The sequence below is a fragment of the Lentilactobacillus buchneri genome, assembly GCF_018314255.1.
GTDB classification, from domain to species: domain Bacteria; phylum Bacillota; class Bacilli; order Lactobacillales; family Lactobacillaceae; genus Lentilactobacillus; species Lentilactobacillus buchneri.
Map to the genome: position 1 here is coordinate 2,352,653 of NZ_CP073066.1, position 21,347 is coordinate 2,373,999.

The 21,347-nt window shown below is 44.5% G+C and carries 22 protein-coding genes and 1 riboswitch; of the genes, 21 read left to right on the forward strand and 1 reads right to left on the reverse strand.

Translation table 11 applies throughout. The features are described from left to right. The 10 genes from KE627_RS11275 to KE627_RS11320 all read left to right on the forward strand — a co-directional run bounded on the left by KE627_RS11275 (position 1) and on the right by KE627_RS11320 (position 10,143). Positions 1-729, forward strand: a complete 729-nt coding sequence (locus KE627_RS11275) for a pseudouridine synthase (RefSeq protein WP_014939933.1) — start codon at positions 1-3, stop codon at positions 727-729. A gap of 40 nt (positions 730-769) precedes the next feature. Next, positions 770-891: riboswitch (FMN riboswitch) on the forward strand. 85 nt (positions 892-976) lie between these two features. Continuing rightward, entirely contained in the window at positions 977-1,561 is a 585-nt protein-coding gene (locus KE627_RS11280) for an ECF transporter S component (RefSeq protein WP_013727849.1), read from the forward strand. 115 nt (positions 1,562-1,676) lie between these two features. Then, positions 1,677-2,735, forward strand: a complete 1,059-nt coding sequence (locus KE627_RS11285; protein ID WP_056938595.1) for a helix-turn-helix domain-containing protein — start codon at positions 1,677-1,679, stop codon at positions 2,733-2,735. Beyond that, the gene (locus KE627_RS11290; RefSeq protein ID WP_056938596.1) at positions 2,725-4,182 is read left to right on the forward strand and encodes a RecQ family ATP-dependent DNA helicase; all 1,458 of its coding nucleotides are present in this window, start codon (positions 2,725-2,727) and stop codon (positions 4,180-4,182) included. The genes KE627_RS11285 and KE627_RS11290 overlap by 11 nt, the downstream gene beginning before the upstream one ends. 65 nt (positions 4,183-4,247) lie before the next feature. Continuing rightward, positions 4,248-4,877, forward strand: coding sequence for a LysM peptidoglycan-binding domain-containing protein (locus tag KE627_RS11295; RefSeq protein WP_013727852.1), 630 nt, complete (start codon positions 4,248-4,250; stop codon positions 4,875-4,877). A 45-nt stretch (positions 4,878-4,922) separates the two neighbouring features. Continuing rightward, positions 4,923-5,600 carry a (d)CMP kinase gene (cmk, locus tag KE627_RS11300; RefSeq protein WP_013727853.1) on the forward strand — a complete coding sequence of 226 codons (678 nt, stop codon included), beginning with the start codon at positions 4,923-4,925 and terminating at the stop codon, positions 5,598-5,600. A gap of 83 nt (positions 5,601-5,683) precedes the next feature. Then, the gene (rpsA, locus tag KE627_RS11305; RefSeq protein WP_013727854.1) at positions 5,684-6,934 is read left to right on the forward strand and encodes a 30S ribosomal protein S1; all 1,251 of its coding nucleotides are present in this window, start codon (positions 5,684-5,686) and stop codon (positions 6,932-6,934) included. A 96-nt stretch (positions 6,935-7,030) separates the two neighbouring features. Further along, positions 7,031-8,338, forward strand: coding sequence for a ribosome biogenesis GTPase Der (der, locus tag KE627_RS11310; protein ID WP_013727855.1), 1,308 nt, complete (start codon positions 7,031-7,033; stop codon positions 8,336-8,338). Between the two features lie 208 nt (positions 8,339-8,546). Then, positions 8,547-8,822, forward strand: a complete 276-nt coding sequence (locus KE627_RS11315; protein ID WP_013727856.1) for an HU family DNA-binding protein — start codon at positions 8,547-8,549, stop codon at positions 8,820-8,822. 67 nt (positions 8,823-8,889) lie between these two features. Beyond that, positions 8,890-10,143: a tetratricopeptide repeat protein gene (locus KE627_RS11320; RefSeq protein ID WP_013727857.1), complete on the forward strand. Its 1,254-nt coding sequence runs from the start codon at positions 8,890-8,892 to the stop codon at positions 10,141-10,143. A gap of 133 nt (positions 10,144-10,276) precedes the next feature. On the opposite strand, the gene KE627_RS11325 is transcribed toward KE627_RS11320, so the two are convergent. Next, positions 10,277-11,167, reverse strand: coding sequence for a YitT family protein (locus KE627_RS11325; RefSeq protein ID WP_013727858.1), 891 nt, complete (start codon positions 11,165-11,167; stop codon positions 10,277-10,279). 130 nt (positions 11,168-11,297) lie between these two features. Here KE627_RS11325 and KE627_RS11330 point away from each other — a divergent pair, with 130 nt between their 5' ends. The 11 genes from KE627_RS11330 to dprA all read left to right on the forward strand — a co-directional run bounded on the left by KE627_RS11330 (position 11,298) and on the right by dprA (position 21,294). After that, a complete protein-coding gene (locus KE627_RS11330; RefSeq protein ID WP_056938599.1) occupies positions 11,298-12,509 on the forward strand; it encodes a CCA tRNA nucleotidyltransferase in 1,212 nt (403 codons plus the stop codon). 7 nt (positions 12,510-12,516) lie between these two features. Next, positions 12,517-14,433, forward strand: coding sequence for an ABC-F family ATP-binding cassette domain-containing protein (locus tag KE627_RS11335; RefSeq protein WP_056938600.1), 1,917 nt, complete (start codon positions 12,517-12,519; stop codon positions 14,431-14,433). Positions 14,434-14,471: 38 nt separating this feature from the next. Next, on the forward strand, positions 14,472-15,422 hold the full coding sequence (locus tag KE627_RS11340; protein WP_056938601.1) for a thymidylate synthase: 951 nt from the start codon (positions 14,472-14,474) through the stop codon (positions 15,420-15,422). 10 nt (positions 15,423-15,432) lie between these two features. After that, positions 15,433-15,918, forward strand: a complete 486-nt coding sequence (locus KE627_RS11345) for a dihydrofolate reductase (RefSeq protein WP_013727862.1) — start codon at positions 15,433-15,435, stop codon at positions 15,916-15,918. A 99-nt stretch (positions 15,919-16,017) separates the two neighbouring features. Further along, positions 16,018-16,866 (forward strand): DegV family protein, encoded by an 849-nt coding sequence (locus KE627_RS11350; RefSeq protein ID WP_013727863.1) that lies wholly within the window; start codon positions 16,018-16,020, stop codon positions 16,864-16,866. A gap of 95 nt (positions 16,867-16,961) precedes the next feature. Beyond that, complete coding sequence (locus KE627_RS11355) at positions 16,962-17,888, forward strand: GDSL-type esterase/lipase family protein (RefSeq protein ID WP_013727864.1); 927 nt, start codon at positions 16,962-16,964, stop codon at positions 17,886-17,888. 6 nt (positions 17,889-17,894) lie between these two features. Continuing rightward, positions 17,895-18,512 (forward strand): YpmS family protein, encoded by a 618-nt coding sequence (locus tag KE627_RS11360; RefSeq protein ID WP_014939945.1) that lies wholly within the window; start codon positions 17,895-17,897, stop codon positions 18,510-18,512. A 1-nt stretch (position 18,513) separates the two neighbouring features. After that, a complete protein-coding gene (locus KE627_RS11365; protein ID WP_013727866.1) occupies positions 18,514-18,732 on the forward strand; it encodes a YozE family protein in 219 nt (72 codons plus the stop codon). Positions 18,733-18,743: 11 nt separating this feature from the next. Beyond that, a complete protein-coding gene (gene ylqF, locus KE627_RS11370) occupies positions 18,744-19,616 on the forward strand; it encodes a ribosome biogenesis GTPase YlqF (protein WP_013727867.1) in 873 nt (290 codons plus the stop codon). Beyond that, on the forward strand, positions 19,597-20,370 hold the full coding sequence (rnhB, locus tag KE627_RS11375) for a ribonuclease HII (protein ID WP_056938602.1): 774 nt from the start codon (positions 19,597-19,599) through the stop codon (positions 20,368-20,370). The genes ylqF and rnhB overlap by 20 nt, the downstream gene beginning before the upstream one ends. Before the next feature lie 39 nt (positions 20,371-20,409). Beyond that, a complete protein-coding gene (gene dprA, locus KE627_RS11380; RefSeq protein ID WP_013727869.1) occupies positions 20,410-21,294 on the forward strand; it encodes a DNA-processing protein DprA in 885 nt (294 codons plus the stop codon). Positions 21,295-21,347 lie beyond the last annotated feature (53 nt).

Below are 21,347 nucleotides of genomic sequence, written 5' to 3' on the forward strand. Positions count from 1 at the left end.
ATGAACGAAGAACGTTTACAAAAAGTGATTGCACACGCGGGAGTTGCGTCCCGACGGAAGGCTGAAGAGTTGATTGCCAAAGGACACGTTAAGGTCAATGGCGAGGTGGTTAAAGAACTAGGAACCAAAGTCACCCCAAACGATGAGGTGAAAGTCGATGAAGTGCCGATTTCAAAAGAAGCCCCAGTCTATTACCTGCTTTACAAGCCCAGAGGGGTCATCACCGCGGTAACCGATGACAAGCATCGAAAGACCGTGGTTGATATTTTAGAAGAGGTTCCCGAACGAATTTATCCGGTCGGCCGCTTGGACTATGACACGTCTGGCCTGTTATTATTGACCAACGATGGCGACCTGGACAACAAATTAACCCACCCAAAGTACGAGGTTGAAAAAACCTATGTCGCCAAGGTCAAGGGAATTGTGACCAATGACGACCTCAAACACTTGCGGACGGGTGTGGTAATCGAGCATCGAAAAACGGCCAAGGCCAAGACCAAGCTGATTCGCACCAACAAGGACTCGTCGATTGTCCAATTGACGATTCATGAGGGTCGGAATCACCAAGTCAAAAACATGTTTGAAAAAATTGGTCACCCAGTTGAAAAATTAAGCCGGGAAACCTATGGCTTTTTGACATTGAAAGGCTTGCAGCCGGGGGATTATCGGCCGTTGAAACCACATGAAGTCGAAGAATTAAAGGAATTGACGGGCAAGACAAATCGTTGACATTTGCCTTGGTTCTGCTATATTTGAATTAAATAAATTGGTTTATCTTCAGGGCAGGGTGTGATTCCCGACCGGCGGTGATAGTCCGCGACTCACGAGTGATCGTGCTGAGCTGGTGAAATTCCAGTGCCGACAGTAAAGTCTGGTATGTAGAAGATTAAATTTTACATTTTTTGTAATGCCCTGACAAATTCTTTTTGTCAGGGCATTATTTTGAAGATTGACCATTGGAGGAGAGGTTTTTTCAATGGAAAATAGTGGTAAGCATACGCAGTTTGCAACAACGCGTTTGGTTGAGATGTCCGTGTTTGCGGGACTCTCATATGTTTTGATGTTTTTGTCAGTGCCGATTATTCCAATCGTGCCTTACATGCGGTTGGATTTGGCAGACATGCCGATTTTACTGGGAACCGTCTTGTTTGGACCGGTTGGCGGCATGACGATTGCTGGTTTGAAGGCCTTGCTTTACTGGGTAACGACTGGTGCCGACGTGATTAACTTCATTGGTGTCGGTTCATCCCTGGTTTCATCTTTGGTGCTCATTTGGGCATACTACCTGGCTGACCGGCTTTTCTCATTTACCAAGGGGTGGAAGAAAGCAGGGCTGGTAATTTTGACCATGGCCATTGCCTTGACAATTATCATGTCATTGACCAACTGGCTGGGAGTTATTCCCCTATACATGAACCTGATTGGCATGAAATTAGGCTTTCCACTGGCAACCGTCATTTTGTCCGGTGTTGTACCATTTAACTTCATCAAAGGAATTGTCGTCGGTGGTGTGTTCTACCTAATCAAGAACAGTTTCCTGCCACGCTTAAAACTTCGCTAAATGTGGATAGAACCATTCAAAATTTGTTTGATATAGTATAATTGAATAGTGAGTAATCTTAGAGGCTGGGACAAACTTGCGGGTTTGGACTGGCTTTTTGTTTCGGAGGTAGTTCATGGACTTAGGCATTCTCATGTTAATTTTTGGTAGTGATCGGCAATTTCGGCGGGTGAAGGCGATTAAAAACACCTTACGGGGGCGCCGCACTGTTTCCAATTTATACTGGGCACTGGAATATGGGATGCTTGATTTTATCGACGTTCTCCACGGTGCCGACTTCGGTGAAGACCAGCCAGTCTTGGCCCAGTTGTCTGCCAACGGGTTGGCTCAAGCCGATGATGACTTCAGAATCCAATTGACTGCAAAGGGGGTCGAACAGCAGCAAGCTTATTTGAATCAGCTGCTGCCTCTCGAATCCCTGGCAGTTTCGTCGCGCTATGATGTGGCCAAATTCATGCGGCGGTTCAGTTTTGCCACCCAAATTGTTTCAGAATTCAGCTATGGTAACAATCAATACTATCCCCAGTCAATTAATTATTTTGAAGATCAGCTGTTAAAACGCTGGTTTATTGATCATAAGCAGGACCATCTACCGGAACATTTCCGCCAATTGTTAAACAGCTTTTTGAGTGACCTCCACCAGGATGAACTGGCTGATCTCTTCGTTCAAAGCCTGGTTGGACATGACTTCTCAGGATTGACAGCTGAGCAGGTGGCAGTCAAACGCCACGTGCCGACCACAATTATCGAATTGCAGTGGCTGCAGTTGTATGGGATGCTCCTGGAAAAAGTCATGCGCGCAGGAAAGACGAGTTTATTTGCACCATTGACTGCCGGATTGGCCAAACCAATTATCTCCAACAGTGCTCAAACCACCTTTAAGATGTTTGTCCGGCAAGCGGATCGAAATCCCCACGCCATCGCAACTCAACGTCACATCAAGCTGACAACGGTTTATGAACATCTCTTGGAGGCAGCTATCCTGACCCCGGTGGCGAAGTTTCCATATAGGACCCTGATTTCAGAAGATTTGATGAATCAACTAGTAGCTCATCAGCCAGCAAACGTGGGCGAGTGGTCTTTCCAAGATGCCAGTCAGGTGGTTAATCAATTGGCATTTTTCCAATTTCGACTTTTTCAGATATACAGGAGTAAAACGACAGATGGTCATTGATCTCAAACGTGAATTAAAAAAATATTTTGGCTTTGACACCTTCCGGCCGGGCCAAGAAAAAATCTTACAGAATCTGTTGGCCCATCAGGATACCTTGGCGATTCTGCCGACAGGCGGCGGCAAAACTTTACTTTATCAGATGTATGGGGCAATCACCCATCAACGGGTCATGATTGTGTCACCGCTGATTTCTCTGATGCAGGATCAGGTCAGTCGACTGCAATTTCTGGGATCCAAACGGGTGGTTGCGTTGACTTCCGCGTTAGATTTTCAAGAGAAAATGGCGATTTTAAATCATTTGAATCGTTACCAGTTTATTTATGTTTCTCCGGAAATGCTGGCAAATGACCAGGTTCAACAGCGGTTGAGGCGGCTGAGCATCGGCCTGTTTGTCGTCGATGAAGCCCACTGCATTTCTGAATGGGGGCCCGATTTTCGCCCGGATTACCTCAAATTAGGGACGGTGCGGGAGATGCTGGGGCGGCCACTGACGTTAATGATGACAGCCACTGCTACCCAACCGGTTCGGCGAGATATTATTCGGCATATGAATTTTCGATTCGAGGACGTTCACCAAATTGTCTTGCCTGTCAATCGAGCCAACATATTTTTAAGTGCGAAAATTTTTGCCAATCAACATGATAAAGACGCTGCTCTGATTGAACTGGTCAAGCAGCTCAATGGACCTGGAATCATTTATTTTTCCAGTAAGAGTAAAGCCGAGCAGGCTGCCAACACGTTGACGAATGAAACCAATCGCCGGGTGATGGCTTATCATGGGGGGATGGACAGTCAGCCGCGGTTTCACATTCAACAGCAGTTTTTGGCAGGGAATTTGGACATTGTCTGTGCCACCAGTGCCTTTGGAATGGGCATTGACAAGGATAACATCCGCTTTGTCATTCATTACCACCTGCCGGCGAACATTCAAAGCTACGTTCAAGAAATTGGTCGCTGCGGGAGAGATCAACAACCGGGGTTGGCAATTTTGATGTATGAACCCAATGACCGCAGCCTACAAATGGGTCTGATCGACCATACGATCCCGGATGAAAGCCTATTGCGTTATTTGTATCAGCATCCTAAGGCATTAGCCACCGATGATCAGTTTCGGGTGGTCAAGTATTATCATGACAGCGGCGACTCGTTTGAGCAGGCCAAATCGATCTTTGATCATGCTCGTACTCGGCGGGTGAAGGAACTGGGGGCGATGGTCCAATACGTCTACACGGAAAAATGTCGGCGTGATGAGTTGCTGAAGTATTTTGATGAAACAGTCCCGGATGGCGAGCGGAACCCGGCATTTTGCTGCGATCACGATGTCGATTTTTGGAATCGCTGGCAGGATTTTAACCGGCAATATTTGATTCAACCGGAAAAATCCGGCCAAAACGAAACCAAAGGCTGGCAGCAAGTCATTGACCAGCTGTTTTTATCAAAAAATTAAGGTAAATTTAAGTGAATTAATGATAAAATAAGTTTGTCTATATCCTGATCAAGAGGGGGGTCAATATGAATTCGAATGATGAACATAAAAAAACTGACGAAGATCAGCCCTGGAATCAAACATTTTCTGAGGATCGTGATGAAAATGGTAATCTTTCGCGAGTCAAACTTAGAAAGCAGAGCCAAAATCACCATCTGATTACGATGGTCTTAGCGGCGTTAATCATTATCGTTGCGGTGGTTGCGCTGGTTTACGGCCTGGTTCGCCAAAGTGCGATGGGCAATGATTCAAAGAGTGCCGCGTCTTCGTCTGTCAGGGTCGTCCGACAGGATAACGCAAAAAAAAAATCTTCTTCAGCGGCCAAAGCCAAATCGAATTCAGCCAAAGCCAAGCCAGCTGTAAAGAAAGAGCAGCCAAAGTCGGCCAGTAAAGCCGCTTCAACCCAACCGAAAGCCTCGAGCTCGACATCGTCTGCTTCCAGTGTGCAATCTAGTAACGCCCAGTCGGCAACCAGCAGTTCAACGACTAACAAGACGACTGCTGCCAGCGGCCATCAATACGCCACTGTCAAGGCCGGCCAGGGGATGTTTCGGGTTGCTTATAATAACGGTTTGACCACTGAACAGCTGATGCGGATGAACGGGCTAAATGCCAATTCCAAGCTGTATCCGGGGCAACGGCTTCGGGTGCGGTAGCTTTAAAGAATCACTCAAAAATAATGTCAGGTAAGGAATGTTAGAATGCGAAAAAATGGATTACAAGTAGCAATTGATGGGCCGGCCTCCGCTGGTAAAAGTACTGTCGCCAAGCGGGTAGCAAAGCAATTTCACTATATCTACTGCGATACCGGTGCCATGTATCGGGCAATTACACTGCAGGCAATTCGTCAGGGCGTCTCCTTTGACGACGTTGACGAGATCGGCAAAATTGTCCATGCCTCAAAAATTACTTTTGAACCCAGTGATGACGGACAAAAGGTCTTCATTGACGGCAAAGAAATTACCGAGGCAATTCGTCAAGAAGATGTCACCAATTCAGTTTCGGCAGTCGCTGCCATTGGCGAAGTTCGAAAGCAGCTCAGTGCTCAACAACAGGAAATCGCTAAAGACGGTGGCATTGTCATGGACGGAAGAGATATCGGGACGGCCGTTTTACCTGACGCCGAAGTTAAAATCTTCCTGATTGCCAGTGTTGCCGAACGGGCACAGCGCCGATATAAAGAAAACATTCAAAAAGGCATTAATACCCCTTTGGATGAACTACAATTGGAAATTGAAGCCAGAGATTATAAAGATTCTCATAGAAAGATTTCACCACTAACCAAAGCAAAAGACGCTGTAGAAATTGATACAACGTCACTTTCTATCGATCAGGTGGTTTCAAAGATTGCCGATGTGATAAATAAAACACTGAAATAACAACTAATTAGTCAATTGACTGGTAATATTGTTCAATTTAAGATAAAATTATGATTAGAGTTGTTTCAAGGAGGAATTGTTTGATGAGTGAAAATGCAAATAATGATAAAAATGATTTATTAAACGCTTTAAACAGCGTTAATGAAGTAAAGGTTGGCGATGTTGTCACCGGTGAAGTATTGGCCAAAGATGACAGTCAACAATTAATCGTGGGTATTGAAGGCTCCGGTGTTGAAGGCGTTGTTCCCCCACGTGAACTTTCGTCTGACCAAAATGTTGACGATATCAAGCAGGGTGACAAGCTCAAGTTGGTTGTTACTTCTCGAATCGGCAGCGACAAGGAAGGCGGCAGTTTCCTGCTTTCTTCAAAGCGTTTGGAAACCCGCAAAGTTTGGGATGAATTGGCTGAAAAGTCAAAGAATGATGAAACGATTACTGCCAAAGTCAGCCAAGCTGTTAAAGGCGGCTTGGTTGTTGATGCCGGTGTCCGTGGATTCGTGCCAGCTTCAATGATTTCTGACCATTACGTTGATGATTTAAACCAATTCAAGGGTCAAGAACTTGAATTGAAGATTATTGAAATTGATCCAGTTGAAAATCGCCTGATCTTGTCTCACAAGGCAATTGTTCAAGCTGAAAAAGCTGAAGAACGTGAAAAGTTAATGCAAACTCTTCACGAAGGTGACGTTGTTGAAGGAACCGTTGCTCGTCTTACCAACTTCGGTGCTTTCGTAGATCTCGGCGGCATGGACGGATTGGTTCATGTTTCTCAAATTGCTTACGAACGTGTTGACAAGCCTTCAGATGTATTAAAGGTTGGCCAAACAGTTAAAGTTAAGGTATTATCCGTTGACTTCGACCGTAACCGAATCTCACTTTCAATCAAACAAACTCTTCCAGAACCTTGGGACGGAATCGAAGAAAAAGCTCCAGTTGGCAGTGTTCTTGAAGGAACAGTTAAGCGCCTGGTTGATTTCGGTGCCTTTGTTGAAGTGTTCCCAGGTGTTGAGGGATTAGTTCACATTTCCCAAATTGCCCATGAGCACATTGATACACCTGCTGATGTTTTGAAGGTTGGCGAGAAGATTAAGGTTAAGGTTCTTGATGTTGACACTGACCGAAAGCGTTTGGCATTATCAATCAAAGCTTTGACCGATGCTCCTGAAGAAGAAGCCAAGCCAAAGAAGTCAAACAACCGACCATCACGCTCACGGAAGTCTAACGACCGTTCCATCAGTAATGCACCGGAAGAAGAAACCGGCTTTACTTTGGGCGATATCATTGGAGACGAATTGAAGAAGTCCGGCAACAATGATGACGATGATAACAAATAATCAATTATTTTAATCATGAAAAGGGGCTGGAAACAAAACGCAAGTTTTGTCCCAGCTCCTTTCTTTCTGAATTAACCAAGCAAAGGAGGGATTTACATGGCATTGCCAACAGTGGCTTTTATTGGCCGCCCAAACGTGGGAAAATCGACTATCTTTAACCGCATTGCCGGTGATCGAATTTCAATCGTTGAAGATACCCCGGGTGTTACCCGGGACCGTATTTATTCTCATGGTGAATGGCTGGCAACTAAATTTGCAATGATCGATACTGGTGGAATTCAAATCAGTGATGCACCATTTGCAACCCAGATTAAGAGTCAGGCCGAAATTGCCATCGACGAAGCGGACGTGATTGTCTTTATCGTCAGCGGTAAGGAAGGGGTTACCGCAGAAGATGAACAAGTCGCCAAAATTCTTTATCGAAGTGACAAACCGGTTGTTTTAGCGGTTAACAAGGTCGATAATCCTGAGAGCCGTGAAGATATCTATGAGTTTTATTCACTGGGATTTGGCGATCCAATGCCGATTTCCGGAGTGCATGGTCTGGGATTGGGAGATCTACTCGACAAGGTTGTTGAAAAATTCCCAAAGACCGATGAAAAGACGGATAACGATGATATTCGGTTCAGTATTATTGGCCGGCCCAATGTGGGCAAGTCGTCACTGGTTAACGCCATTTTGGGTGAAGACCGGGTCATTGTTTCAGATATTGCCGGAACCACTCGAGACGCAATCGATACCCGCTTTGAGGCGGATGGTATCAAGTTCACGATGGTCGATACGGCTGGAATCAGAAAACGCGGGAAGGTTTACGAAAACACTGAACGATATAGTGTCATGCGGGCGATGAAAGCCATTGACCAAAGTGATGTGATCTTATTCGTCATGAACGCCGAAGAAGGCATTCGTGAGCAGGATAAGAAAGTTGCCGGATACGCTCATGAAGCTGGAAAAGCAATCATCACGGTGGTGAATAAGTGGGATACGCTCAAAAAGACCAACCACACGCAACAGGACTTTGAAACCCTGATCAGAAATGAATTCCAGTACATGTCATATTCGCCCATCATTTTCGTTTCAGCCGTTACTAAGCAAAGAATCGAAAAACTACCGGCATTAATCAAACAGGTTTATGACAATCATGAGAAGCGTGTTCAATCCTCAGCACTCAACGATGTCATTATGGGGGCGGTCGCTGTTCATCCAACCCCAACGGTTAATGGCAAACGACTGCGAATTTATTATGCGACCCAAGTCGTGACCGGGCCACCAACATTTGTGGTGTTTGTGAATAATCCGGACTTGATGCATTTTTCTTATGTCCGGTTCCTTGAAAACCAAATTCGTGATAATTTTGACTTCACCGGAACACCAATCAGAATCATCAAACGCAGCCGAAAATAGCCCAAAAATCAGCAATTCTTAACAAAATCTTGATTTTTCGGCGTTTATCGACACTAAATTGGGCAAAACCATTGCAATGACGGCATTCTTATGCTATCTTTGAAAAAGAAATGATGTTGGCAAACGGCGTTATTTCAGCATTCCGGATTTGTGAGAATTCGACTTGCAATGGTTTACATACCTATCTTTGAGGGAGGTGAATACACTCATGGCAAATAAAGCAGAATTAGTAACCAATGTTGCAGCAGCAACTGGTTTGACTAAGAAAGACGCTACATCAGCTGTGGATGCAGTATTTGAATCAATCCAAGCTAGTTTAGCAAAAGGTGACAAGGTTCAATTAATCGGTTTCGGTAACTTTGAAGTACGTCAACGTGCCGCTCGTAAGGGCCGTAACCCACAAACAGGTCAAGAAATTCAAATTCCTGCAAGCAAGGTACCAGCTTTCAAACCTGGTAAGGCGCTCAAGGATGCTGTTAAATAGTATTCATCTGTTAAGCCAGAACGGCATTTGTCGGGCTGGCTTTTTTTATACACTTTGGAGGACAAATATGAGCTATTCAAAAACTGCTTTAGACCAACTTGAAGGCGGCCAAATTGATGATTTTAAGAAATCATTTCAGCAAGCTTTGGATCACGATTCGGATGATTTGCTGTACTCATTGGCCGAAGAGCTGTATTCACTCGGCTTTTCAAATTACTCAAATACTATTTACGAAAAATTATTTAAAAAATATCCCAACGATGACGGTCTAAAAATCAATCTCGCCGAACTTGCCATTGATGATGATCAAGACGACAAAGCTCTCAATTATCTGTCACAGGTTTCGCCGCAGTCGGACGAATACGTCCGTTCCTTGATGGTTGCGGCCGATCTGTACCAAACCCAGGGAATGTTCGAGATTAGTGAACAAAAGCTCTTAGAAGCCCAAAAATTGGCTCCTGATGAGGATGTGATCAAGTTTGCTCTGGCAGAATTTTATTTCACGACTAGAAACTACCGCAAAGCGATTAATTTATATTTAGCACTAATCACCTCTGGTACGTTGGAAATGTCTTCAGTCAACCTGGTTGAACGTCTGGGTGTTTCCTATGCCGAAATTGGTAAGTTTGAACAAGCGATGGGTTATCTGGAACAGATCAAGCCGATTAATATGAACGCCGATGTTAAATTTGAACTGGCATTCACCTACTTTAATTTGAAAGAGTATCAAAAGGCAATTAAAGCCTTCGAGGATTTGCGTGATTCAGATCCCCAGTACAGTTCACTGTATCCATACTTGGCCGATGCCTATGTTAACCTCAAACGGGTTGATGAAGCATTAAAGGCGATCCAAGAAGGAATTTCCATTGACCAATTTAACGAAAAAATCTGGCAGAAGGCCGGCCAAATTGCGGAAATGGCGAACGAAGACGATTTAGCCTTGACCTATTTCCAAAAGGGCCATGAGATCGCCCCTGACGACATGGAAATCCTGACCTTACTATCAGACTGGTACGTTGCCCACGAACGCTACAGCGACAATCTGAAGCTTTTAGAAGGGGTTTTTGAAGACCACGTCGTCGATGCCCATCTTGCATATAATTTGGCACTGTCTTATCAAAATACCGGTGAAATCAAAAAAGCCGCCAACAATTACGAATTGGCCGCCAATGAACTTTCCGATAATCCCGATTTTCTTAAACACGCCACGCTGTTTTACCGCGAAATCGGCAAACCGGATCTCGAAAAACAGTCCTTGAAAAAATACTTGGATTTGGTCCCCGATGACATGGAAATGGCAGAATTGTGGGATGAAATGTGATTCACGATCTGCAATTAAACATCAGAAAAAGGTCACCAGTTAGGGATCTCGCCAAAGTTAAAGTAAACCTTAGTGGGATAGCCCAAATGGGTGACCTTTTATCATACATATAAACTATTGCAGTTCTCTAGTTCTATAGCAGTTTGAATCGCTTTGGCCGTTTATAAGTGAAGCCTTCACCGATCGCCTCGTTAACTTCAATAATTGAAATAAAGGCCTCTTCATCGATTGATTCGACCAGCTTTTTTAAAGTGTGCAGTTCGCTTGGGGAGACCACACAATAGATGATCTGTTTGGAGCGGTGGGAATAACCTCCTTCGGCATTCAAAAAAGTGACGCCGCGATTGAGCTCGTCTTGGATGGCATTGGATATTTTTTCTGATTCGTTACTAATGATTAAGATCCCTCGAGCCGTGTAAGCGCCGCGTTGGGTGAAGTTGACGATCATTGAAAAAATCCAGACGTAAATCAACGTATATGCCATCTGGCGGACGTTTAAATAAATGAGTGATGACAGCAAAACCAAGACATCAATTGTGAGCAGCGTTTGGCCCATTTGAACACCTTTAAACCGCTCGAACAAGCGGGCGACAATATCAACACCACCGGTTGTCCCGCCAAAACGGTAAACAATTCCACAGCCAAAGCCACCAAATAAGCCGGCACCAATTGCCGACAACAACAGGTCATGATCGATATTAATCACGATTGGGACCCGCTGCCAAATCCATAAAAAGATTGCCAGGGCAATTGTTCCGTATAAGGTATAAAACATATCTTTCTTTCCTAAGTAGCGATAACCGATCGCGAACAGGGGCACGTTGACCAAGATGGTCGAATAGGCCGGGTCAATGTGAAACAGGGCCCGGAGAATCAGTGTGATACCGGTCACGCCACCATCGGCTAAATGATTGTAAATGTTGAAGAAGACGATTCCAAATGAATAAATGGCGGTTCCAGCCGCGATTACCAGTAAATCAATTAACGAAATATCTAATTTGAAGCGACTTTGCTTTTGTGCCATCGTTTTTCCTCCCTGAATGATCTGACAACTCATCATAGCAATTCTAATTGACAATTGGCAATCATTTCACCGAACTTTTTGTTTCAAGCGGAAATTCTGTTAAAATTACAACAGGATAAATATTAAATGGATGGCGATTATTGTGCGGATGGTAGAAATTCCAAAAGAATTCCACGAAGCATTACCAATTTTACAAAAGATTGAATCAGCGGGCTATGAAGCCTATTTTGTCGGCGGTTCGGTTCGAGATACGATTTTAAAGCGGCCGATTCACGATGTCGACATTGCGACCAGCGCTTATCCCAGTGAGGTTAAGGCGTTGTTTAAACGAACGGTTGACACAGGAATTGAGCACGGCACCGTCATGATTCTTGATCACGGGACTGGGTATGAAGTCACCACTTTTCGGACTGAGTCCGGCTACCAAGATTACCGGAGACCGGATCACGTGACGTTTGTGCGCTCACTGAAAGAGGATCTCAAACGGCGGGATTTCACGATTAACGCTTTGGCATTGGCTGAGAACGGACAGGTCACTGATTTGTTTGGGGGCCTTAGCGACATGCGAAAACACATAATTCGCGCGGTCGGCGATCCCAATGAGCGATTCAATGAAGATGCCTTGCGCATGATGCGGGCGGTTCGGTTTGCCAGCCAATTGGACTTCAAGATTGAGGATGCCACACTGGCTGGCATTGCCCGCCATAGCCAGTTATTGGCAAAAATTGCCGTGGAACGCTCCCACACCGAGTTTGTCAAAATGATGCTGGGATCAGACGCCAACCACGGCCTCAAGATCATGATTCAGACGAATTTATATCAACACGTCCCGATACTAGGTGAACATTTAGTTCAACTCAGACAAATCGCCGACACTGATTTCACCCTGACCAATGAAGTTCAGGTTTGGGCCCTTCTGGCTTTTAAATTCGGATTCAACAGCCAACAAATTACCCGCTTTTTAAAAAGATGGAAGACTGCCAATAAAATAATTAATGATGTTATACTTACGGTTGAATTACTTTTCGCAATTCAACGTGGTCAAGTGACTAATTTAACCCTTTATCATGCCGGAAGTGAAAACGTCGACAACGCAATCGCAGTGTTTGCGGACCAGTCGAAAACTACTGGACTATCTGAACGTTATAACCGACTTGCCATTAAAAATAAGCACCAGTTGAAGATAACCGGTGGTGAATTAATTAAAAGAGGGGTTTTAAAACCCAGTCCACAGCTTGGCCAGGTTTTGAATTATCTTGAACAAAATGTGGTTGCCGATGAGATCAACAATGAACCTGAAGATCTTGTTCAGGCAGCTATCGACTTTTTAAATGAGGACTGATAATTGAATGGAAACAATGCGCGTTGAGAACTTAGCAAAAACATACGGTGAGAAGACGCTTTTTGATAAGCTGAATTTTATTATTAATGAACACGACCGAATTGGCTTAATTGGGACTAATGGGACTGGAAAGACATCGTTATTGAATGCCATTGCCGGCATTGACCATGACTCGACAGGTGACATTATTACCTCGAAATCTTACACCATCGGTTATTTAAAGCAGGATCCAGAACTGGACGAGAGTCTGTCAATTATGGATGCCGTTTTTTCCGGATCGCAAACGGTCTATCGAACAATTCGCCATTACGAAGCTGCTTTGAAAGATTATTCAACGCATCCAGAGGACCCAGAAGCAGCCAAACGATATACCAAGGCTGAAGCCCGAATGAATGAAGAAGACGCCTGGAACGCGCAAAGTGACGTTAAAACGATTTTGACCCAGTTGAAGATTACCGATTATAACCAGAAGATTTCCGAATTATCCGGTGGTCAAAGACGACGAGTGGGGTTGGCACAAGTTCTGATTCAAGCGCCCAACTTACTGTTGTTGGATGAGCCGACCAACCACTTGGATTTTGATTCCATCGACTGGCTGGAAAATTATCTGGCGGCTTATAAGGGATCCCTGATTGTGGTTACCCATGACCGTTATTTTCTGGACCATGTTGCTAACAAAATCTGGGAACTGTCATTTGGCAAACTTTACCAGTATGATGGCAACTATCAAGATTATGTCCAGCAAAAAGCGACCCGGGTTCAAGGTGAAATTCAAGCCGAGCATAAGACTCAGCAGCTCTACAAACAGGAATTGGCGTGGATGAAGACCGGTGCGAAGGCCCGTTCAACCAAGCAGCAGGCCCGCATTAATCGGTTTAATGACTTAAAGGAAAACGTCGGTACCTTACAGCTTGATCAGGATGTCAATATTTCCCTTGGCCAGACCCGATTGGGCAAGGAAGTTCTTAAGATGAAAGATGCCAATTTAACCATTGACGGCAAAACAATTCTCAAGGATTTCAATATTCTCGTCCAGCCGAATGAACGGATCGGAATCAGTGGCGAGAACGGTGCCGGTAAGACCAGCCTGCTCAACGTCATTGCCGGTCGGCTGAAATTGGATTCTGGAATTATCAAAGTCGGCGAAACCGTCAAAATCGCCTACTATACGCAACTGACCGAGCCGATTCCTGAAGATAAGCGGGTCATTAGTTATTTGAGTGAGATTGGCCAACAGGTCACCGATAATACCGGCAACAAGATTAGTGTTGCCGAATTGCTTGAAGAATTTCTGTTTCCCCGTTTCATGCACGGCACGTTAATCCGTAAACTTTCCGGTGGTGAAAAACGACGCCTGTATCTGTTGAAATTATTGATGCAGCAACCAAATGTTTTACTCTTGGATGAGCCGACCAACGACTTGGATATTGCGACTTTGACCGTTTTGGAAGATTACATTTCCAAATTCCAAGGGACCGTCATTACCGTTTCCCATGACCGTTACTTCTTGGACAAAGTTGCTGATCGATTGCTGATTTTTAAAGGCAACGGTGTGATTGAAGAACACCGCGGTCGGTTCACCGATTACCTGGCCTCATTGAAAAAGACGTCGAAATCGTCTGCCAAGTCAGACAGCGGGCAGTCAACTTCTCAATCGGATTCGGCAATCTCAAGTCAAGACGCAACCGCTTCAAATGCCAAAGCCAAGAAAAAACTGACATATTCTGAAAAGATTGAATATGATCACATCGAAGATGAAATTGAAAAGCTCGAATCTCAAGTTGAAGACATTGATAAGCAGATGCAAAACAATGGCTCGGATTATGATAAGCTGGCGGATCTTCAAGCACAAAAGGACCAGTTGTCTGCCGAAGCCGATAAAAAGATGAAACGCTGGGAATATTTAAGCGAATACGCTGAATAATTAAAAACAGTCACGTTCTGATAAAAAGGAGAATTGCCATGTTAGAAGACGCCTATTTAGATCTTGCACGTTATGTTTTGGAAAATGGCCACAAAAAAACTGATCGAACCCATACCGGAACCATCAGTACGTTTGGCTATCAGATGCGATTTGATTTATCCAAGGGATTTCCTTTATTAACCACTAAGAAAGTGCCATTTGGATTAATCAAAAGTGAACTCTTATGGTTCTTGAAGGGTGACACCAACATCCAATTTTTATTGAAGCATAAGAATCACATTTGGGACGAGTGGGCTTTTGAAAAGTTTGTCGCTTCAAATGACTATACCGGCCCGGATATGACTGACTTTTCTCATCGGGCACAAAAAGATCCCGAATTCAACAAAGTTTATCAGGAGCAAAAAAAGTTATTCTGTGATCGAATTGTCAACGACGATGATTTTGCCAAAAAGTATGGCGACTTAGGTCTGGTTTACGGTAGCCAATGGCGGGCCTGGAAGACTTCCACTGGTGGAACGATCGACCAAATCCAAAATGTGATTGATTTAATTAAAACTCACCCTGATTCAAGACGGATGATCGTTTCGGCATGGAATCCAGAGGATGTGCCAACAATGGCCTTGCCGCCTTGCCACACCTTATTCCAATTCTATGTCAACGATGGCAAGTTAAGCTGCCAATTGTATCAACGTTCAGGAGATATTTTCCTCGGCGTGCCTTATAATATCGCCAGTTACGCCTTATTGACCTCCATGATCGCCAGAGAGTGTGGCTTGGAAGTTGGTGATTTTGTGCACACCTTTGGGGATGCCCACATTTACCTTAACCACATTGACCAAGTCGAGGAACTCCTTTCCCGTAAACCTCGTCAGGCACCCGAATTGTGGCTGAATCCTGAAAAGAAACATTTGGACGAATTCGAAATGGCTGATATCAAGGTCAAAAATTACGACCCATACCCAGTCATTAAAGCGCCGGTTGCGGTTTAGGAGGAAGTCGATGTTAGCTTTTATCTGGGCTGAAGACGCCAACGGTTTAATTGGTGCCAATGGTCAACTTCCTTGGCATCTGCCGGACGATATGCATTACTTCAAAGAAACCACGATGGGCAATACGATTATTTCCGGATCGAAAACCTTCCGCAGTTATAATCGGCCACTGCCGGGTCGTGAGAATATTGTGGTTTCACACCAAACTGATTTTCCAACGGGCATCAAAGTTATCCCTTCGATTGAACAACTGTGTGACTTGATTGCTCAAAATCCCGATAAACAATATATTGTGACCGGTGGTGCCAATCTATTTGCCCAATTACGTTCAAAAGTCGACCGGCTTTATCGCACGAAGATTGAAGCTGAATTTTCCGGTGACACCTATATGCCAGCCATTGACTATTCTTTATTTGAATTGAGCAAATCGGTCGTTGGTGTTGTTGACGCCAAAAATAAGTATCCCCACACTTTTGAAGTTTTCGATAGAAAATAACGCCGGCATAAATGCTTATGAATCTTTGGCAGAACTTTGATATAATTGTCGTTGGACTATCAATTAATTATTAATTTTGTAAAGAAACGAGTGGCGTAAATGGCAAAAGTAAAAATTGTGACGGACTCATCTGCCCAGTTGACAGATGAAGAACTCAAACAATACGGCATTACAATTGTTCCATTAACAGTGATGATTGATGATACGGTCTACGTTGATCGTGATACGATCACCAATGAAACCTTTGTTCCTCAAATGTTGGCGGCTCACGATCTGCCAAAGACCAGTCAACCACCAGTTGGTAAATTTGTTGAAGCATTTGACCGGTTGGGTGAAGACGGCAGCCAAATTCTCTGTTTGAATATGTTGGCCGCCATCAGCGGCACTGTTCACGCAGCCGAACAAGCAGCCACAATCAGCAAATCCGATGTGACCGTGGTTGACAGTCAAAGTACCGACCGCGGCTTGGGCTTTCAAGTGCTCGAAGCGGCTAAGCTGGCCCAGCAAGGTGCCGACATGGATACCATTTTAGCCAGAGTCAATCAGGTTCGTAATAACACCAAGCTTTATTTATGTGTCATGACTCTGGATAATATTGTCAAGGGCGGTCGATTGCATCCGATTGCCGGGGCAATCACCAACTTTTTAAACATTAAGTTGGGGCTTCAAGTCACTGACGGCAAACTTAAAATTATTTCTAAAGGTCGCGGCGATAAATCGCTTAAAAAGTTTTTCAATGGTATTATTGATGAAATGAAAAACACCGCCGCTGTTAAGTCGATTGGCGTTTCATACGTCACTGAAACTGAAGTATTAAAGGACACTGTTCAAAAGCTTAAGGCTGACTTTCCCGATGCATCATTTCTTGAACGGGTGACGTCACCGACCATTTCCACGCATACCGGTAAAGGGGCTTTCGCGTTGATTTATTACAGTGATCCCGAGTAATTGCAGATCTGAAATATTGCTTAAAGGGGCGAGGCAAAGCGGCTGTTTTGTTGTCACCCCTTTTAGATTTGATCACCATTTGAGAGGTTGTTTTTGTGAGTCAAAATAAACATGTTAAACAGACACAGCATCATTTTCGTTGGATTATCGGATTGATCGGCCTGATCGTGATTGGGGCAGCCGCATTTTTCGGCTACCATTATTTCAACTCGGCCAAAGAAACACTGCCAAGAGAAGTTAAATTAACGGCTGTTGGGGATTCACTGACTCAAGGGGTTGGCGATCCGACCAACAAAGGCGGCTATACCCACTTGATTCGCCAAAAAGTGATTCAAAAAAATCCCAATGTTCACCTGTCCACTGCCAACTATGGCATTTCAGGGGAAACTACTAACCAAATTAATCATCGGGTGGTTTATTCAAAACGGCTGCAGCACAGCATACGAGAAGCCGATGTGATCACGATTACCACTGGTGGAAACGATTTACTGAAGTTTTTGAAGGCGAACGTTGTTGGCTTGAACAAACATCAGTTGAACCAGAAATTGACCAGTTATTGTCAAACATATCAAGCTAGGGTTACCCGGCTATTCCGAAATATCCGCCACTTAAACCGTCGGGCGCCGATTTTTGTTTTTGGCATTTACAATCCTGTCTACGTTTACTTCCCCCAGGTCAACTACATCAACGACACCGTGGCTCATACCAACCAGATTACCAATAAAGTGATCCACCAACAGCACAGGATGTACTTTGTCTCGATTAACAAACCGCTTACAGACGGTCAGTTTACCACTGCCAAATCCAGAAAAGCTTTGGAAGAAAAGGCCGCTGCCAGCATTATCGCCGAAAATCATGATTCGCCTGCCGACATTGAGCAGTTATTGAGTGGCCAACCTGCCCAGTCAAATAAATATCTCTCAAATGATGACCATTTCCACCCGAATTTGAAGGGGTATCAAATTATGACCAATCGCTTGTATTCCCAAATGGCCAAGCACATATCCTGGTTAAAGGAGTGATCCAAAATGAGAAAAGCCTCCAAGCAGACGAAATCCCGCAATCCTTGGAAAATCGCCTTCATATCGTTAATCGGCCTCCTGGTTGTTTTAGTTGCCGGCATGTTTTTGGCGGTTTCTTTATCGTCATCTACAACGAAATTGGTAAATCAAAAGTCGACCAACCAGTCGGAGCCAATTTCCGCCACTATCAATAAAGCTCAACTCAATCAACTATCCAATTATTATTTAGATAAGCTGCAGAAGGGCCGACCTTCGCAATATCACTTTGAAGTCGCCAACGAAGGGATTGTCTATGGCTCACTGACTTTATTAGGTTCCAACGTCGATTATTCACTGACCTTCGACCCGAAAGTGATGCCCAATGGTAATATTGAACTTCACGCTAATAAGCTGGCACTGGGGAAGTTCCCGGTCCCAATCAGTTTTGTTTTAATGTATGTCAAACAAAACTATAAACTGCCAAAGTGGGTCCAACTGATTCCTAAAGATAAAACAATCAAACTTGATATAATTCACATGAACGGTAAGAATGGGATTAATTATCGGGCCCGGACCATCGATTTGAAAGGCCAAGGAAAATTTGCCTTTGAGATTCTTTTGCCGACCACTGACAAGGAGGACTAATATGCACAAAACGTTCTACCAATATTTAATGACCAAACGCAACCCCGGAAGTACTGATCCAGAGGCTGAATTTGCCAACAACGCATTTTATGATCAGTCATTTCCCAAACAAGAAGATGAGTTTGACGCGTTATCCAAGTATTTAGAAGAAAATGCTTCATACCTTCCGACCATGGAAATTTTTGATTCCGTGTGGAAGGAATATCAAGAAAGCTTTTAGGAAGTGAAACAATGGCAGTAACAATTCAATGGTTTCCAGGACACATGGCCAAGGCAATTCGTCAGTTTGAAGAAAATCTTTCTTTAGTTGACGTGGTATTTGAAGTGATTGACGCTAGAATTCCGCTGACTTCTCAAAACCCTGAAATTCGACGAATCAGTGCCGATAAGCCGCATCTTTATATCATGACAAAGCGTGATTTGGCTGATCCTCAATTAACCAATGCCTGGCTGCAGTATTTTGCTGAACACAACCAACCGGCAATCGCCATTGATGCCAAAACCAAATTTGGCATCAATAATGTGATTTCGGTGATTTCACCCATTTTGCGTGACAAATTGCAGCGGGAACAGGATAAAGGCATGAAGAAACGACCGATCCGAGCCATTAGTGTTGGGGTACCGAATGTCGGGAAATCAACTGTTTTGAACCGATTGGTCAACCGTCGAGCCGCTCAGGTTGGCAACCGTCCCGGTGTGACCAAGGGGCAACAGTGGCTTAAATCGACTGATAAGTTGGAATTACTGGATACACCGGGAATTCTGTGGCCAAAATTTTCCAGTCAAGAAGTTGCCGACAAGCTGGCATTGACCGGTGCAATTAAAGAGAGCGTTTATGCCAGTGACGACATTGCCTTGTTTGGCTTAAAGCAGATCAGACAGCTTCACCCGGAAGGCCTCAAAGACCGTTATCACTTAACTGACGACGATTTGGATTTGTCCGACGTTGACCTGCTGTTACAAATTACTAAGAAAGTCGGCATGCGCGATGATTATGAACGTGGCTCCAATCGGATTATTCAAGATTTCCGTGCCGGCAAAATTGGTCGTTTTACTTTGGATGATCCTGAAACGGTGAGTGACGATGACCAAGCTAACAATTAAAGACGTTAAACAGCTTTTATCCCAGATGTCTGATCTCACCGATCCGCGGTTGATTGAGTTAAAGGCTGACCCGCGAAAAGGGGTTCAATTGGCAATTCAGTCAACAGAAAACCGCCTGCAAAAGCAGGCCAGAGCCCTGGATGAATTTGAACAGCGGTTTAAATATGAACGGTCTTTTTGGCATCAGGGGCTGCAATATGTTGCCGGTGTGGATGAAGTCGGCAGAGGTCCTCTGGCGGGGCCAGTGGTGGCTGCTGCAGTGATTCTGCCGCACGACTTTGACCTGGTTTCCGTCAATGATTCCAAGCAGCTGACACCGACCCAACGCGCAGAGTTGGCCCCGCTCATTTCAGCTGAAGCCCTGAGCGTGGGGATTGGATCGGTGGATAATCATGGGATCGATGAGTTAAGCATTTACCAAGCCACTCGTGTTGCCATGAAACAAGCTGTGGAATCTTTAACCCCACAGCCGGATGAAATCATTGTTGATGCCATGCAGATTCCCGTTCCGATTCGGCAAACCAGACTGATCAAAGGTGATGCCAAGAGCATCAGTGTTTCTGCAGCCAGCATTGTCGCCAAAGTCTATCGGGACCATTTGATGGACGAGTACGCCAAGCAGTACCCGGAATACGATTTTCCACACAACGCCGGCTATGGAACGGCCAAGCATTTAGCAGCTCTCAAGGAACTGGGACCAACGCCGATTCATCGAATGAGTTTTGCCCCGGTGAAAAAGTTTAGCCAAAAATAAATATGTTTTACGTAGATAACTCTTAAAAGGATGATGACAATGCTTTTAAGAGATTTTTTGTTAAGAATACATTTATGTAAGGGAATCGGCATGATTGGTAAGTCAAAAATTTATACTTGGGTAAATCAGGTCGACTGGCGGGATGATCAACTGCCGACCTCAGGATTCTTGGCTGCCGTCGCTCAACTAAACGTTAAGAACACCGCTAACTTCAAAATCAGCTATCAACAGTTAATGCGAAACGACGACAAAGTGGACCAGCTGGTCGATGGTGAACAGTGGCTGAGCATTGCAGATGCTGAATATCCACTTCAATTGCGAGAATCGTTTGCGCCGCCGTTAGTGCTGTTTTATCGCGGAGATTTGTCGCTTTTATCCCAGCCACTTTTAGGAATCGTTGGGGCGCGGGACTGCACCTCATATTCAGTTGAAATCCTAAAAAATTTGATTCCTGGAAGAGTTTCCAATACAATGGCTATTGTGTCGGGGCTGGCTAAAGGGGTTGATACGTTGGCCCACCAATGTGTCATCGCCAACCAAGGTAAAACCATTGCCGTGATTGGGACAGGGTTGGACGTGTGTTATCCATATACCAATCAGGAACTACAAGCAACGATTGCCGCCGACCATCTGTTAATCAGTGAATATCCCAATCATACCAAGGGCTATCGAAATCACTTTCCGGAACGTAACCGCATCATTGCCGGATTGGTTCAAAGTGTTCTGGTCACTGAAGCCAAAAAACATTCCGGTAGTTTGATCACGGCCAATTTAGCCCTGCAAAATAATCGCAATGTCTTAGCCGTCCCGGGGTCAATTATGATGCCGCTTTCCGTTGGTACCAATGAATTAATCGCTGCTGGCGCAAAACCGGTTTTACGTGAGTTGGACATCTTGGAGGACTACTTTCAGACGCGGATTTAAGGGTAGTGAGTTGACACTTTAAAATTCCTGCAATATGATGTGGTAGATTTGTA

Bases quoted from the DNA above. Each gene is read 5' to 3' on its own strand.
- KE627_RS11330 (WP_056938599.1), top strand. From the start codon at position 11,298: ATGGCGATTATTGTGCGGATGGTAGAAATTCCAAAAGAATTCCACGAA.
- KE627_RS11360 (WP_014939945.1), top strand. From the start codon at position 17,895: ATGAGAAAAGCCTCCAAGCAGACGAAATCCCGCAATCCTTGGAAAATC.
- der (WP_013727855.1), top strand. From the start codon at position 7,031: ATGGCATTGCCAACAGTGGCTTTTATTGGCCGCCCAAACGTGGGAAAA.
- rpsA (WP_013727854.1), top strand. From the start codon at position 5,684: ATGAGTGAAAATGCAAATAATGATAAAAATGATTTATTAAACGCTTTA.
- KE627_RS11365 (WP_013727866.1), top strand. From the start codon at position 18,514: ATGCACAAAACGTTCTACCAATATTTAATGACCAAACGCAACCCCGGA.
- KE627_RS11340 (WP_056938601.1), top strand. From the start codon at position 14,472: ATGTTAGAAGACGCCTATTTAGATCTTGCACGTTATGTTTTGGAAAAT.
- KE627_RS11295 (WP_013727852.1), top strand. From the start codon at position 4,248: ATGAATTCGAATGATGAACATAAAAAAACTGACGAAGATCAGCCCTGG.
- ylqF (WP_013727867.1), top strand. From the start codon at position 18,744: ATGGCAGTAACAATTCAATGGTTTCCAGGACACATGGCCAAGGCAATT.
- KE627_RS11345 (WP_013727862.1), top strand. From the start codon at position 15,433: ATGTTAGCTTTTATCTGGGCTGAAGACGCCAACGGTTTAATTGGTGCC.
- KE627_RS11320 (WP_013727857.1), top strand. From the start codon at position 8,890: ATGAGCTATTCAAAAACTGCTTTAGACCAACTTGAAGGCGGCCAAATT.
- KE627_RS11285 (WP_056938595.1), top strand. From the start codon at position 1,677: ATGGACTTAGGCATTCTCATGTTAATTTTTGGTAGTGATCGGCAATTT.
- dprA (WP_013727869.1), top strand. From the start codon at position 20,410: ATGCTTTTAAGAGATTTTTTGTTAAGAATACATTTATGTAAGGGAATC.
- rnhB (WP_056938602.1), top strand. From the start codon at position 19,597: ATGACCAAGCTAACAATTAAAGACGTTAAACAGCTTTTATCCCAGATG.
- KE627_RS11275 (WP_014939933.1), top strand. From the start codon at position 1: ATGAACGAAGAACGTTTACAAAAAGTGATTGCACACGCGGGAGTTGCG.
- KE627_RS11280 (WP_013727849.1), top strand. From the start codon at position 977: ATGGAAAATAGTGGTAAGCATACGCAGTTTGCAACAACGCGTTTGGTT.
- KE627_RS11315 (WP_013727856.1), top strand. From the start codon at position 8,547: ATGGCAAATAAAGCAGAATTAGTAACCAATGTTGCAGCAGCAACTGGT.
- KE627_RS11290 (WP_056938596.1), top strand. From the start codon at position 2,725: ATGGTCATTGATCTCAAACGTGAATTAAAAAAATATTTTGGCTTTGAC.
- KE627_RS11350 (WP_013727863.1), top strand. From the start codon at position 16,018: ATGGCAAAAGTAAAAATTGTGACGGACTCATCTGCCCAGTTGACAGAT.
- KE627_RS11335 (WP_056938600.1), top strand. From the start codon at position 12,517: ATGGAAACAATGCGCGTTGAGAACTTAGCAAAAACATACGGTGAGAAG.
- cmk (WP_013727853.1), top strand. From the start codon at position 4,923: ATGCGAAAAAATGGATTACAAGTAGCAATTGATGGGCCGGCCTCCGCT.
- KE627_RS11325 (WP_013727858.1), bottom strand. From the start codon at position 11,167: ATGGCACAAAAGCAAAGTCGCTTCAAATTAGATATTTCGTTAATTGAT.